Genomic DNA, 14066 nt, shown 5'->3' with positions numbered 1-14066 from the left:
TTATGAGGAGGCTTTTTTTGAACAGCCCCGCTTTTATCGGGCTTTGTGGTGTTGGTATACGGCATGGGAGGCCATAAAACAGTTGATCCGATTTAGGATTTAGACGTGGAACAGGTCTGCTGCCGCGTCATACTTCAGGACTCCCCCCAATCCGGTCAGCTCGACATGATAATCATTGGCCGTGATGCTGTGACTGCTATCCAGGTCGATATACAGATCGCGGCCGTTTTGCAAGCAGACGTTGGTCGAGATGCTCAGCGCGTTGCCGAGGGCGATGTCCGATGTTGCTGCACCCAGACGCGTGCCATTCACCATCAGCAGCGACTCAAGGGCGGCGGAGAAATCGAGCGCGTCGCCGCGACTGAAGTCGGACACCCTGTCCACTCCGCCAAACCGGATATCGCCACTATTGAAGGCGGTCGCAGTCCAACGAAACAGGTCATCGCCCCCACCGCCGGCAAGCGTGTCATTGCCAGCTCCGCCTTGCAGCGTGTCATTGCCCAGCCTGCCACTCAGCACGTTTGCATTCGCGTCCCCGGTCAGCGTATCAGCGAAGGCAGAGCCAGTCACCTTTTCAATACCTCTTAGCTTGTCAATGCCCTGGGCGCCGGTCGCGCGCCCGCCCGACAGGGAAAGATCCACGTTAACTGGAGCGGTGGCGGCCGCGTAGGTCGCCTCATCGAACCCTCCGCCACCGTTCAGCGTATCGTTCCCCAAGCCTCCGATGAGGAGATCGTCCCCTGGCCCCCCATTGAGGATATCGTTACCGTTGCCGCCGGACAGAATGTCGTTGCCGCTATCCCCAGTGACGAAGTCATTGCCTTCCCCGCCGTACATGACGTCATTGCCATTATGCCCGGCCATGAGATCGCCGCCGCTCCCGCCGTACATCGTATCATTGTCAAATACGTCGCGATCGGCCCATTCGGAACCGCGCATGGTATCGTTGCCCGGTCCGCCTACAAGGACGTTGCCTGCAGTGTTGCCAAAAATATAGTCGTCATAACTGCTGCCGGTCGCGTTCTCTATGGTGGCGTTGAAGGCAATCACCAGATTGTCGCGCACCCAGGCATGCTCGTCCCACACGGGACTACCGATCTTGCTAAATACCCCCGAAGTCAGATGCAGTTCCACATCCCGGGTCTGATTCGCCGCACTCAGCGTGTCGATGCCGCCGCCATCCCATATTGTCTCGTAGACCTTGGCGCCGGGCGCCCAACTGTATGTATCGTTTCCGCTCCGATAGTTCCAGTTGGCGCCGTATAGCGCCTGTAACGCGAGCACGTCGTAGAGCATAGGGGTGGTAGGGAAAAAATTTTCGCCGACGCCATCGATGTCATCTCCTACGTAATCCCGGTAACTCATGATGCTGTACTTGAGTGCATCGACGGATAGGCTCATGACATCGTTGTCATTGCTCTCGTGCGGGTGCTCCAGCCCCAGGGTATGTCCGATTTCATGCAGGAATGTGTAATACGCATAGTATCCAACGACCGGATCGTGATAGTCACTCTTGTTTAGCCACACATCCCCGCCGTAAGGCGCGTTATCCTGCCCCGGATAGTAGGCCCAGGCTGCGGAGGGCAGATTCGACATCGCGAGCCGGATATCGCCCACCGAGCTGTTATCCCCGGACTCCCACTTCGTGTCGATGGTGTCCGCCACCTCGTTGCAGTTGAGCGTCGCAACACGCGACCATTTATGCAATGTTTCCCGTGCAGCCGCCATCTGCATTGCGCTAAGGGCCTGCCCGCTGTCCTGCGGCTCACCGGTGTAGCCAAAGGCGCCGCTACTGTGCGCCCCGCTGCTGCCCACTGTGAAAGAGACCGGAAAACTGAATGTGACATTGGCGCTCCCGCCGAGACCGGATGCGCCCCACTTGGTTCCCACAATCAGGGCGTTTATTGTGCTATTCCCGGTGGGCGCAGGTCCAACGGTGGTGTATGTGCCACTACTATAAACCGAGCTCATGGAGCGCTCCTTTTAACGCATCAATTCGATACCGCATCAATCCCATACGCAACCGAAGCACTATGGTTTACGACTCTTACGCGGTCTGTGCGGTTTCCCGCGTATGGCGCACAGGTTGGCACAAAATCCCGCGGTCCAAAATGATGTTGCCGCCAAGTTCCAGCACGGTGGTTATTTCGGGAAACATGGGGAATGCTGCAACCCGGCTGAGCCCTGCCTTACCCCATCCCCCTGCCCCTGCCCTTTCCGTCCCCTTGCGCCGTGAAACGCTTAACTCCATTTGTCAAGAAAAAGAGCATGAGGGGTCACAAAAAACTAAAAAAAATTTCACAACCCATCGTTAAAATATACACGTCATTGTTTCTTGAGATCTGACCATGAAACGGTTAGTCCCCTATATCCGTACCGCAGACGGGGCCATCCAGCGTCTCAGCGACAGGATCTACGATTCCTGCGGGGACTCTTTGGAGCCTTATGTACACACGCAAAACCTGGTCGGATGGCCCGAGCCGCGGGTTTTTTGGGCGAAGGAAACCGGGCCCAGCCTGGGCGTCGCGCCCATGGGCGCGGTCTCCCCGGACTGATCTCCACAACCATCTTGAATTGACCTGCGGCAAATGCCAAAGGCGGGGCTCGCCCGCCTCGCAAACGCCGCATATCTCAGCCGTGCCGTTAGGACGCTTGGGACAGCGGGAGCAGGCTGACTGATTTTCCCCCATGCGATCGCGTGGCCTTCCAATGCGGCGCCAAGGCCCACTGCTGGCGCCATCACCTAATCCCGCCCCCCTTGGTCCGCTCCCTTGGGCTTTTCAATTTCGACAAGGCGTACCGCTTCATCCGAAGGCGTCGAAGCATTCCAGCATCCGAGCAACGTAATCGCTGGTAATTGCTGAAAAGCGTGGCGGATTGAGCAAACGCGCTTGCATACCATCCGCACGATTTCGCCACCCTGCAGTTTCCGGCAGTACTTTGGCTTACTCAGCCAACATGGTAAAAACCACGTGACGTTTTAATGACACTCAGGGGCACTTAGGAGTATGTCCTAACTTCAGGCCCTAACTCAGCCTTCCTATTGTCGCAGACGGCACCGGGCCATATCATGACATCCAATTGCAAGGTGACTTGTCGCAATTAACTTTGTTCGTGGCTATGTTTTTCTTGGGGAGACTGGCATGAAAACGTATGAAGCACTAATTGCGATGAGCTTGATCAGCGGAAGCGCCAACGCTACCGACTTTTCCTTCGCGGGAAATTTCAAACATCGCAACGAGGTGCAGGAGCTCAACTTCACGGTAGTAAGCGCGGCGAAAGAGGTTGTCTTGCGCACATGGTCGTTTGCGGGCGGGACCAACGCCGAAGGGGCAGTCATCGAACATGGTGGATTCGACCCCATGGTTACCCTTTTCGACGCCTCAGGCGTTCGTATCGGTTTTAGCGACGACGGAGGCACGCTAAGCGCACGCGACCCTGTCAGTGGCCACACCTGGGACCCCCTCCTCGCATCGCTTCTTTCCCCCGGCAGTTATACCGCCACCGTGACCCAATACAGCAGCTTCCCCCGGGGTATATTAACGGATGGTTTTCAGGGAACGGGGCCTGTCGGCTTTAATGGCAGGGATTCGCACTGGGCCCTGGATGTGCTGAATGTCGAGGGCGCCTCCCTCGGTGTTTCCTACATCTCCCCCATGCCCTCCCCCGTGTCTTCCGTTCCCGAACCTGAATCCTACGTCCTGCTGCTAGCCGGTCTTGGTCTTGTCAACTACGCAGCCCGCCGAAGACGAGACGCAAACGCAAACGCAAACGCAGGGTCATAGTAGTTCGGCCCCCGTACTACTGGGCCCTTTGCTTGAGCGTGGGGCGCTTCTGATCACCCTTCCGCCATCCCCATAGCCCATAGCGACAGAAATCAGCTCACGGCTTGATTTAACAAACTGGGTTCGAAGTCCCGTGATAGGGGCAGCTCCCCGCACTGGCTGTACGCTCGTTCGATTGCCGACAACCGCCCGCTCGAGGGAAAAATACCTCGCTGTTACAAAAGTACTGACGCATTTCTTGACAACAATTCCTGGGTTACCGGGAGGCAAGCACGTAACACTTTGAATTAACAGCCCGGCTTAAAATGGCATATTTATTGCTCAGCACGAGATGCCACAGGACCACCCGTTGCGTTGTACTGGCTCTGTACTGCCCATATCCGCCTGCGTACTGCTCAGGGCATGAAAGACGCCTTCTATCATTTTCTCTTGTAACGGATGAATCAAGAAAAAAAAGCTGAAAAAAACAGCGGACACCCTTTCCCCGCCTGGCTTTTTCATTATGGTTGGGCGCGCGCACATACGTCCGCTCGAGTTGGAGCAAGGAAAAGTCGGCTACATGGTATCACCGCATCCGTTTTTCCAGCTCCGCGGCCTCTCTCTCATCAAGTGGCTTCATGCCTGGAGGGAAGATCCGTTACATGGGGACAATTTGTAGCAGTTGTTTGTGCGGTCCTGCTGGCCGGTTGTGGTTCGCTAACTGTACCCCATAGAACTCAAGACACGCGTCCGGCCGTGCGCGTAGAAGGAACCCACGGGCCGCTTTCCGTTCAGCAAAGCGAGAGTGCGCTGGCGCGCAAAAACGGCAGCGCGGAAACAGATATCTTTAACAAACACCTCGCGGAGGTAGAGGGAATCTCGGAAAGCCCCCTCATGTCGGGCAACAAGGTGACGCTGTTGCTTGATGGCCCCGCTACCTACAAATCCATGTATGCAGCAATACGAGACGCAAAAAACAACATCAACATGGAAAGCTACAGCATCGAGAATGACGAAGTCGGACGGCGCTTCGCCGACGCCCTGGTGGAGAAGCAAAAAAAAGGCGTGCAAGTGAATCTCGTTTATGACAGCGTGGGTTCCGCAAGTACGCCGGAAGAATTCTTCAAACCCCTCATCGACGCCGGTGGGCACGTGCTGGAGTTCAATCCGCTCAATCCGCTCCTGTTGCGCAAAAAATGGGAGGTCGGCCGCGACCATCGCAAGCTGCTCATCGTGGACGGCCAGGTCGCGTTCGTTGGCGGGGTAAACATCAGCAGTGTGTATTCCAGCGGCTCATTCCGATCGAAACCGCCCGAGAAAGGCGCCAAGCCCTGGCGTGACACGCACGTACGTATCGAGGGTCCTGTCGTGCGGGAGTTCCAGAAACTGTTCGCAGCCACTTGGCTGAAGCAGAACGGAAAACCTCTGGATTGGGCTTCCTACCATCCTCCGATCGACAAGAAGGGCAATGAGATAGTCAGGGCCATCGGCGGTTCCCCGGATCAAGAACATAACGCGATTTACGTGACGCTCCTATCCGCGATCGATAGCGCGAAAACATATGCGTATGTGACAAGCGCATACTTCGTGCCTGATGCGCGCTTATTGGCCGCCCTGCGAAACGCAGCGCGGCGCAATGTCGACGTGCGCCTACTGCTCCCAAACGAGACCGACTCCAATCTTGTTTTTTACGCGTCCCACTCGTACTACGACGAATTATTAAGCGCCGGAGTAAAGATTTATGAACGTGAGGATGCGATGTTGCATGCGAAGACTGCGCTTATCGACGGTGTCTGGTCCACGATAGGCTCGAGCAATCTCGATTGGCTCAGCTTTGCGCATAATCAGGAAGTCAACGCCATCGTTCTCGGTCAAGAGTTCGGCGATCAGATGAAAGCCATGTTTGATCGAGACATCGCGTCTTCCCGGCTTATTACGCTTGATCGCTGGCGGCAGCGCCCCATTGTCATGCGCTTGAAAGAATTCGGAGCGCGCTTGCTGTCCCGTTGGATTTGATCAACCGGTCGACCCCAAAAGCTCTGCATCGAAACGAGCAACCGAAGCACCCGGAAATATCCTCATTTTTATTCGCGATTCCATCAATTCCCCCGAGCTTCAGCACAAAGCCTTCCTGCTCCTGTTAATTGCCGTATCCGCGGCATTCGGTACCATACTACTGACACGTACCAAGCCGGATCAAGTCGCGCCCATAGCCCCCATTCCTGGTTAGACCTCACCGAGTCCTTCCGGACGCGGTCGCTCGATCCCATACCCTTGCGCGTAATCGACGCCTATCCCCCGCAACGCCTCAAGAATGGCGTCGTTCTCTACAAACTCCGCAATGGTTTCGATTTTCATCACATGCCCGATATGATTGATAGCTTCGACCATCGCGCGATCGATCGGGTCATTGATCATGTCCTTCACGAAACCGCCGTCTATTTTCAGATAATCCACCGGCAAATGCTTGAGGTAGGTAAACGACGACATGCCGCTGCCGAAGTCGTCGAGGGAAAGGCGGCAACCCAGGTCCTTCAGCTTGCCGATCAAGAGATTTGCCTGGATCAGATTCGCGATCGCCGAGGTCTCCGTAATTTCGAAGCAAATACCGGCGGGCGGAACCTTATGCAGATTGAATTGCTCCACCAGGAATTCATATAAACTCTCGTCACATATCGATGTGCCCGACAGGTTAATAGAGCATGTGCCAAGCGGACTTCCGGGCGGGTGCCTTTCCGCATATTGCGCAAAGGCGGTAGCAATTACCCAGCGGTCGAGCTGGGGCATCAGGCCGTAGCGCTCCGCAGCAGGGATGAAAGCCATCGGCGGCACCAGCATGCCATCCTCGCCTTTCATGCGCAGGAGCACCTCATAGTGATCGCCACCGCCGTTTTCCGAGAGCCGCAGAATTTTTTGCGTGTACAGCACAAACCGGTGTTCTTCCAGCGCTTGCTGAATACGCCCTACCCATCCCATTTCCCCCCGGCGCTTGGCGAGGCCTTTATCTTCCGCGGTATATACTTGCACCCGGTTGCGCCCCTTGTCCTTGGCAAGAAAACAAACAGCGTCCGCCATGCGCAGAATGTCGGAAAGCGTCTCCTCGCCGTCGCTGAACGTCACCAGCCCGATGCTTGCACCCAGCGGAAATATCTTCCCGTCCCACGTAAAGCGGAATTCATGCACTGTCCGCCGTAACAGTTCAGCTATCCGGACCGCTGGCCCGGTCGGGCACCCCTCCAATAGCACACCAAATTCATCGCCGCCCAGACGGGCAAGCGTGTCGCTACCGCGAAGCTTGGCTTGCAGCACGCCCGTAAGTTGTTTCAGCAGCTCGTCCCCGGCAGAATGGCCACAGGTATCGTTAACCACTTTGAATTGGTCAAGATCGAGATAAAGCAGTGTGTGCTCCTTCGAGTCCTGCTTGCCTGTCTGCAATGCGAGCTCGAGGCGGCGTTCGAATTCATGCCGGTTGATCAAACCGGTTAACGCATCATGCGTGGCCTGATAGGTCATCGCCATCGCCATTTTCTGCGCGTGGGTAACATCGTGGAACACGAGCACTGCGCCCATGATTTCGCCGTGCTGGTCCCTGATGGGCGCAGCCGAGTCTTCTATCGGAAAAATTTTACCGCCTCGCTGGATCAGAACCGTATTCGGGGTGAGGCTAACATTTTCCTTATCGCGAAGGACCTTCTCGATTGGGTTGGGAACGGGTTCATTTGTCTGCGCATTAACAATCTGAAACACCTCCGGGAGCGGGAGCCCATACGCCTCTTGTGAAGTCCAGCCCGTCATGGCTTCCGCGACTGGGTTAAGATACGTCACGTTCCCGGCGACATCAGTTGTGATGACCGCATCGCCAATACAGCTTAGCGTGACGCGCAAGCGCTCTTTCTCTTCAAATAAAGCCTTTTCCGCGATCTCGCGTTCCGTGAGGTCGCGCCGGAGCTGAGTGTGTAGTTCGGCGGCCCGCTTTCGCTCGGAAACATCACGGATGGCGCTATAAACAAATTTGCCCTCTTCGGTTTCCAGAGGGCTGAGGCTGATTTCAACTGGAAATTCTGTCCCGTTCCGGCGCAAGCCATATAGTTCCAGCCCCGCGCCCATTGGCCGCGTACGCGGTGCGGCAGTAAATTTTTCCCGAAAACTCGGATGCCGCGCTTTGAAGCGGGAGGGAATGAGCACTTCTATTTTTTTCCCAAGAAGCTCCTCGCGCGGATAGCTAAAAAGCTTTTCCGTTTGTGAGTTGACCAATACAATCTCGCCCTTTTCATTGACAATTACAACCGCATCGGGCGCCGACTCCAGCAAATCACGGAATTTCTGTTCCGCTTTTTTTCGTTCGCTGGTATCGCGGATAGCGCTCATGCTGAAAACGCCCTCGTCGGTCCGGACCGGGCTCAGGCTGATCTCCACTGGGAACTCGACGCCGTCCTTGCGTAGACCAAATAACTCCAATCCCGCGCCCATTATGCGGATGTGAGAGTGGGCAACGTAACCTGCACGGTGCCCAACGTGCATGCTTCGATACCGATGCGGCAGCAGCGCTTCCACTGGCTGGCCGAGAAGTTCGCTTGCATCATAGCCAAACAGCTGCTGGGCTTGAGTATTGACCAGCACCATGCGGCCGGTCGAGTTCACTATGACTATCCCGTCGGGCGTGGAATCGAGCAAATCGCCGAATTTCGTACTGATCAGCTTGGCGTCGCGCAGCGCTTTTAAAAGGGTTATGTCCTTGCTGCTAAACAGTACAAGTTCATCTTGTTGCTGTTCGATCGACAGCACCTTGCTGGATATATCCGCATAAATGAGGCCCCCGTCTTTTCTCCGGCATAATGCTTCCTGGACATGAACCCCCTTATGTGAAAAATCCTTGAGGCTATTTTTAACTGTCCACGTCCGTTGGTCGGACGTCCCGATGAGCTCATCGACTTGCCGCTGCAACGCCTCGGCCTCGGTATAGCCGAATATCGATTCAGCGCCTTTGTTCCAGTAAATAACAATGCCATCGATTGTAGTGATGACAATCCCATCAGGCATTTCATCAAGGATAAGCTTGCCAAGTTTTCTTATCATTACCTTCACTCATAAGAAATTGTTCAGCCGAATTCAGCGCACGCCAATCCGCGAGACTTGACTATGCGTGATGATTCCGCGACGCCCGAGACTGAACAATTCCAGTCCGAATCCGGTTGCCACGCTGCCGGTTAACGAAACCTTATTGTTTCGGCGATGGCGTATATGCCTCTGCCGCCCTGCGCGCAACGCCGATACTGAACGCAACATTCGCAGTCATGCGGATTTGACCAATTGGCCTTACCGATGACGTCTCCGGGTTATGCCGCAGGCGCAGCGGGTATTGCAGTTTCCGCAAGCGTCGCTGCGTATGCAAACGAGCCATGGGCGGCGAATTCTGGACCCCAGGGACAGCCCGAATGCCCTTCGCACATTGCACAGTTGGGCCTTCGCAGCGAGACGAGTTCCGCGCAGGCGCCACTACTATAGCCATTTCTACCTATTGATTTACGGCAGAATCGTGACGGGATGAAGCGCTACATGGGATACCTGTAAGATTTGACAGGGGTACCACTATGTTTGCATGTCGTTTTAGAAGATGGCAAATTATCCAGTGGGTACACGCGAACTTGCACGGGACGTCGTCCAATCGGACGAGCCTAGAGCGTGCTGGTCGTATCTGAACGACCACGCTGTGTCGGCATCTAATGACACGGAATACCCGACCTGGCCTTCCAAGTGGCTAAATTATGAAAACCATGCTGACAGCGATAACCCTGGCCTTACTCAGCAGTTACGCCAGCGGATATGATCGCAACCAGAGCATTGGCGAAGAGTGGCAGCAACGCGGCCAGACCGAGGAATCGCAAAGAATCGAACAAGCAGCCCGGCAGCGAGAAATTGAGTACAGTAATAGAATGCAGCAACTGGAGCACCAGCAGAGACTACAACAACAGGAGAATGAACGGCGGCAAAGACAGCTCGAGGCGGAGCAATTCCGCCTGTGGCTTTGGTCGCGTTGAATGGCGACCATCCTATATGGCTACAATGGGAAACCCGGGACTGCCGCGCGATTCTGCCTCCTGTATGATCGGCGGGCCAACCCCCCCTGGTTCAGGAGACATATCGCATGGCTACGCAAGAAATTATTCGGAGCATTGGCGATCAAACGCTTTGATGCTCGCATGATTAACCCGAATGGCCGAATCCTCGTAACTGTCGGGATCAAGCCGTTTTACTGATACTCCTGTGATGCTTTATCTAATATTGACCTGTTTTATTGTGCTCCTGGTTGTCGGGCCTTCCGTTTGGGTCAAACACACTATGGAAAAATACAGCGAGCCGGCGGATCGTTATCCATTCACCGGCGCGCAACTCGCGCGCGAGCTGCTGAATCAGGCCAACCTACCGCATATCCGCGTCGAAGCAACCGAATTGGGCGACCATTATGACCCCCTGCAGAAGATCGTTCGTCTTACCGCCGATAAATTCAACGGCCGCTCATTAACAGCCATAACCGTAGCGGCGCATGAAGTCGGGCACGCCATCCAGGATCAGGACGATTACCCCCCGCTTGCCATGCGCACCCGGCTGGTACAATGGATCGCGCCTGCCGAGAAACTGGGCGCAGGCATCCTGATGCTGGCTCCGGTGATCATGGCTGCGTCGCGCTCTCCTGCGGCGGGGTTGCTGGTTGTTGCCGCTGGTATTCTCACGCTTGGAAGCACCGCGCTAGTGCACGCGCTGACCTTGCCGATGGAGTTGAATGCCAGTTTTGCCCGCGCGTTACCGTTTCTGGAGCGGGGGCGTTATCTGATCGATGGCGACCTGCCGCATGCCCGGCGCCTGCTCAGCGCGGCGGCATGGACCTATGTTGCCGCCTCCCTGATGACACTGCTCAACATGGCGCGCTGGCTGGCGATACTGCGCCGGTGACCGAAGCCAGGCTGTGCAAAATATTGACGCGATGCCATTACTTCCCAAAGACACGTCCCGCCCACCTAATGTTTGCATATAACTCAAAGGCATCAGCTGATTTACCGGGTGCGGCCCAGTAAATGCCCGCAGTAAGTGCATTCGGCCACGCGCCACGCGCTGGTGTCCGTATCGAAGCGCGCTAGCGCCCACGGATCCGCGCTCCGCTTCACGTCCTGTGATTCGCCGGATTTAAGGACGGCACCTTCGAAGTTGAGCAGCCGTAAGTGACTTGTCCCCCGGCTTCGGCGAGATAGAGTTGTGGTACGCCAGCACATTCGTGGGACGCCAGTGCTCGTGACCGTAAACACGGTTGCGATTGTCCCGCCCCCATCGTTGCTGCGATTGCTGTAGGCAAAACTCGCGCAGCTCAGTGCGGCGGGCGAAGGCGCAGAGTGGCTTCTCGCTCGCCTTCGCAAACAGCGACGCTCGACTTTAATCGATACATGTCTTATATTAATCGCTGTCGATCAAATATTTCAGGGAAGAGATGATCAGCTGCCGACTTTCCACCATACTGGGCGCGAAACGTCTCAAGGTATCGGACGTATGTCGGTCTACGGGAATAGCACGCGCCACCGTTGATCGCTATTACTACGATAGGGTGAATAGTTTCGACCGCGAAGTGCTGTCCAGGCTGTGCGACTTTCTACAAGTCAAACCTGGTGATCTGCTCGTTATCGTTGAGCAAGGCAAGTTATTCGATGCCGAAGTGGACGTTTCATGACGGCCGGGATCGGCTCGTTGGTGCGGTACCACCAATACCTGAGGATCGGGTAAAGAGTAAGCGTCAAAAGGAACGCTGACTGGGCGATAAATTAAAACGAGAAAAAAATGAATGAACGAGACCTCAAACTTCTACTGGATGCACACGCGCTCAAGCATATTCAAATACGCTATGCGGTAATGGCCGAAGGTTACATGATTGTGGCCGATGGCAAGCCACTGGAGACAGCCAGGCGCAAAACTCGTCAATTTAAAACCCTTGATACCGCCGCGAGGTTCCTGTTCAAAATCGGTATTGTAGATTTTGCCGTAAAACTCACTTAAGTTCGTGTGCCTTTGGCGCTACGTCGAAGCAGTAAAGAATCGGGAATCGCTTGCCAATCTTTGCCTGAATCGTAAGTTGTTGGAGTGGCGTGGGGTTTGGGGGAATTCATGCCTCCTGGAGCGCAAGCCGATCCGCCCTCACGCTGTGGGCAATCTGAGCGGGTCCTTCAAGAGCAGGATATGATGTGCTCCGGACGCATCGTCTACCTCGATGCTGTGAAGGGTCTCGACATTCTGTTCCACGTGTATTTGCTGCGGATGCTGGATGTTGTGCTCAATCCCCTCGACCATCACCGACAGAACGTCGCTCTTGGGATCATAGGTCAACCCGATCAACGGCACCCAATCGAGCTCAACCTGGTCTCCCAGTCCCAGGCTGGCAACCTCCAATTCCACCAGCTTCGGACCAAGGACCTTCGAGACACGGTCGAAATAGTCTTTCCAATGCGGTTTCGCTAGTTGTGTCAGTGCCATGCCTGAACTCCTTTGGGGATAATTGAAGGAACCCTCCTGAACCTTGTTCGCGCACATTACTACAGGGAGCGCAAACAGACTCTAGCGCGAGCATCCAAAGCGGAGGCTAAGAATCCAGTTCTATCTAGATTCTCTTTCAATATAGACCAAACAGCGTGGGAGGGCATGGTTCGCTACCGGTACGTGTTAGAACGGAGTGGTGCAGGACGATTTCCTGCATGGCTAGAGCCCTGCCATCTTGTATGCCTAATCCTTTGGCCCTAATCCTTAGGTTTCAAGGTTATTTAGAGTCGCCAAAGTTTGTTTTTTGAACTTGAAATCCATCTCTATCACTATGACCGTGTTTTTCCGCACAGACGACAACATAGATAAAGGCAAAATAGTACATAGTTAGTGTCAGCTTTTGTCATCTTTCAGACGGGGGTCACAACATGGCACGATGCGGTAGCCCCAGTTTATCAATTGCCTTGCTCTCCATTTCACCTCTACCAGTTCTATGAATCGGTAGAGTCAGCGTTGCAAGCTGTGTCAGAGGCTTATCGTCATACAAGGACGATTGGAACGATGCTAACGAGACTGTGTTGAGGCCCTCTTTTCATCGATCGTTATCAAATAGCCGTCAAACGCTAAATCATTACAGATAACTTTTTCGTGGTATCAATCTTCAAGGAGCAGAAACATGTTACATGCCGAAGACCCAACGAGCGGAGATCGCGTTCGCCACTCAACAGCGCCAGAGGTAAACCGCGAAATAGACCGACGAACAATCAGCAACATCCGGCGTTACGCCAATAGCAGCGACGAAATCATTTATAGACGCATAGAGGAACTTGACCGAGAGTGGGATATCGAGCGCACACTTGAGGTCAATGCATCCACGCTGGCCTTATCCGGCCTTCTGCTTGGCGCGACTGTCAATAGGAAATGGTTGGTGTTGCCGGGGGTTGTGCTGTCATTCCTGTTGCAGCACGGATTGCAGGGGTGGTGCCCGCCTTTACCCATATTGCGCCGGATGGGTGTACGCACGCGAGGCGAAATCGACCAGGAAAAATATGAGCTAAAGGCGTTGCTTGACGCAAGATAAGCCTGTCGGATCGCCCCAGGGATGATGCGAGTTGCTTTTCTGCACAGTAGTTTCGTCAAGGGGTTAGCTATCGGCACCGCAGTCAAACACCTCACACAGCTTATGGTGTCAAGGGACGAACGACGCTTGAGCACCACATTAGGCTGCCCTAAGTTTAGCGCTTCGGCCAACCGTTCGGTTCGAACGGATGTCGTCCTCTATCAGATACCGTGGCAGGGCCGAGTTACCGTAATTCGCTGCCGTATAATCGCATTAGGCAAGCGTTCCACAGCATGCCTTACCTGGGGAGCGCTGTGGAGTTCGTGGGAGAAGTGACCGAACATATAACGAAACGCGCTCTCTCGAGGCGAACTCGAAAGGCTGACAGCGCGTTGCAGAAACGTACCTGGTCACGTAACGCAGGCTGATACGCAGCAGCCGTGTAGAGACTTAGCCCTATATTAGCTTGCAAGGCAATCCGCGCAGCAGCAGTCCCGAGCGATCTGACTATAATTCCATAATCGACTAAGAATTTCCTCCGATTCCAAGGCGTAAGTAGCCGATCCTCTCCTTTGTTTGCCAATGAGAAACGCTTCCTTTTTACTATTCCTGTGCTCGGTGCTTTTTACATGTTAGCGCCGCTGTAATACTGACCCACTGAGCCGGAGTAAAACTGACCCACCTGGGCGAATATGGTGGCTTTTTGGCTGCCGATTATGTTGACT

The 14066-nt window shown here is 54.7% G+C and carries 11 protein-coding genes; 8 read left to right on the top strand and 3 right to left on the bottom strand.

Annotated features, from left to right (window positions below; translation table 11 throughout):
* Positions 1-99: 99 nt before the first annotated feature.
* Positions 100-1971, bottom strand: coding sequence for a M10 family metallopeptidase C-terminal domain-containing protein (locus BM022_RS12835; RefSeq protein ID WP_091139896.1), 1872 nt, complete (start codon positions 1969-1971; stop codon positions 100-102).
* Between the two features lie 377 nt (positions 1972-2348).
* Between BM022_RS12835 and BM022_RS12830 the strand changes: the two genes are divergently transcribed.
* The 3 genes from BM022_RS12830 to cls all read left to right on the top strand — a co-directional run bounded on the left by BM022_RS12830 (position 2349) and on the right by cls (position 5780).
* Positions 2349-2555: a hypothetical protein gene (locus BM022_RS12830; protein ID WP_091139893.1), complete on the top strand. Its 207-nt coding sequence runs from the start codon at positions 2349-2351 to the stop codon at positions 2553-2555.
* Positions 2556-3143: 588 nt separating this feature from the next.
* Positions 3144-3785 carry a DVUA0089 family protein gene (locus BM022_RS12825; protein ID WP_091139891.1) on the top strand — a complete coding sequence of 214 codons (642 nt, stop codon included), beginning with the start codon at positions 3144-3146 and terminating at the stop codon, positions 3783-3785.
* A gap of 735 nt (positions 3786-4520) precedes the next feature.
* Entirely contained in the window at positions 4521-5780 is a 1260-nt protein-coding gene (gene cls / locus BM022_RS12820; RefSeq protein WP_256209169.1) for a cardiolipin synthase, read from the top strand.
* A gap of 210 nt (positions 5781-5990) precedes the next feature.
* Here cls and BM022_RS12815 read toward each other — a convergent pair whose 3' ends face one another.
* Entirely contained in the window at positions 5991-8840 is a 2850-nt protein-coding gene (locus BM022_RS12815; RefSeq protein ID WP_091139886.1) for a bifunctional diguanylate cyclase/phosphodiesterase, read from the bottom strand.
* 689 nt (positions 8841-9529) lie between these two features.
* Between BM022_RS12815 and BM022_RS12810 the strand changes: the two genes are divergently transcribed.
* The 4 genes from BM022_RS12810 (at position 9530) to BM022_RS12790 (ending at position 11804) form a co-directional block, all read left to right on the top strand.
* Positions 9530-9802 carry a hypothetical protein gene (locus tag BM022_RS12810; protein ID WP_091139884.1) on the top strand — a complete coding sequence of 91 codons (273 nt, stop codon included), beginning with the start codon at positions 9530-9532 and terminating at the stop codon, positions 9800-9802.
* Positions 9803-10031: 229 nt separating this feature from the next.
* A complete protein-coding gene (locus BM022_RS12800) occupies positions 10032-10715 on the top strand; it encodes a zinc metallopeptidase (protein ID WP_218146883.1) in 684 nt (227 codons plus the stop codon).
* 529 nt (positions 10716-11244) lie between these two features.
* The gene (locus BM022_RS12795; protein WP_091139877.1) at positions 11245-11481 is read left to right on the top strand and encodes a helix-turn-helix domain-containing protein; all 237 of its coding nucleotides are present in this window, start codon (positions 11245-11247) and stop codon (positions 11479-11481) included.
* A 107-nt stretch (positions 11482-11588) separates the two neighbouring features.
* Positions 11589-11804 (top strand): hypothetical protein, encoded by a 216-nt coding sequence (locus tag BM022_RS12790; RefSeq protein WP_091139874.1) that lies wholly within the window; start codon positions 11589-11591, stop codon positions 11802-11804.
* Between the two features lie 138 nt (positions 11805-11942).
* Here BM022_RS12790 and BM022_RS12785 read toward each other — a convergent pair whose 3' ends face one another.
* Positions 11943-12278: a DUF5335 family protein gene (locus BM022_RS12785; protein ID WP_218146882.1), complete on the bottom strand. Its 336-nt coding sequence runs from the start codon at positions 12276-12278 to the stop codon at positions 11943-11945.
* Positions 12279-12957: 679 nt separating this feature from the next.
* On the opposite strand from BM022_RS12785, the gene BM022_RS12780 reads away from it, so the two are divergent.
* A complete protein-coding gene (locus BM022_RS12780; protein ID WP_091139873.1) occupies positions 12958-13362 on the top strand; it encodes a hypothetical protein in 405 nt (134 codons plus the stop codon).
* Positions 13363-14066 lie beyond the last annotated feature (704 nt).

The sequence above is a fragment of the Nitrosospira sp. Nsp14 genome, assembly GCF_900113575.1.
In the GTDB taxonomy this organism is placed as follows: domain Bacteria; phylum Pseudomonadota; class Gammaproteobacteria; order Burkholderiales; family Nitrosomonadaceae; genus Nitrosospira.
Note: the sequence above shows the minus strand (reverse complement) of the source record. Positions and strands in the feature narration are given on the sequence as shown.

Bases quoted from the DNA above. Each gene is read 5' to 3' on its own strand.
- BM022_RS12835 (WP_091139896.1), bottom strand. From the start codon at position 1,971: ATGAGCTCGGTTTATAGTAGTGGCACATACACCACCGTTGGACCTGCG.
- BM022_RS12830 (WP_091139893.1), top strand. From the start codon at position 2,349: ATGAAACGGTTAGTCCCCTATATCCGTACCGCAGACGGGGCCATCCAG.
- BM022_RS12825 (WP_091139891.1), top strand. From the start codon at position 3,144: ATGAAAACGTATGAAGCACTAATTGCGATGAGCTTGATCAGCGGAAGC.
- BM022_RS12815 (WP_091139886.1), bottom strand. From the start codon at position 8,840: ATGATAAGAAAACTTGGCAAGCTTATCCTTGATGAAATGCCTGATGGG.
- BM022_RS12810 (WP_091139884.1), top strand. From the start codon at position 9,530: ATGAAAACCATGCTGACAGCGATAACCCTGGCCTTACTCAGCAGTTAC.
- BM022_RS12800 (WP_218146883.1), top strand. From the start codon at position 10,032: ATGCTTTATCTAATATTGACCTGTTTTATTGTGCTCCTGGTTGTCGGG.
- BM022_RS12795 (WP_091139877.1), top strand. From the start codon at position 11,245: ATGATCAGCTGCCGACTTTCCACCATACTGGGCGCGAAACGTCTCAAG.
- BM022_RS12790 (WP_091139874.1), top strand. From the start codon at position 11,589: ATGAATGAACGAGACCTCAAACTTCTACTGGATGCACACGCGCTCAAG.
- BM022_RS12785 (WP_218146882.1), bottom strand. From the start codon at position 12,278: ATGGCACTGACACAACTAGCGAAACCGCATTGGAAAGACTATTTCGAC.
- BM022_RS12780 (WP_091139873.1), top strand. From the start codon at position 12,958: ATGTTACATGCCGAAGACCCAACGAGCGGAGATCGCGTTCGCCACTCA.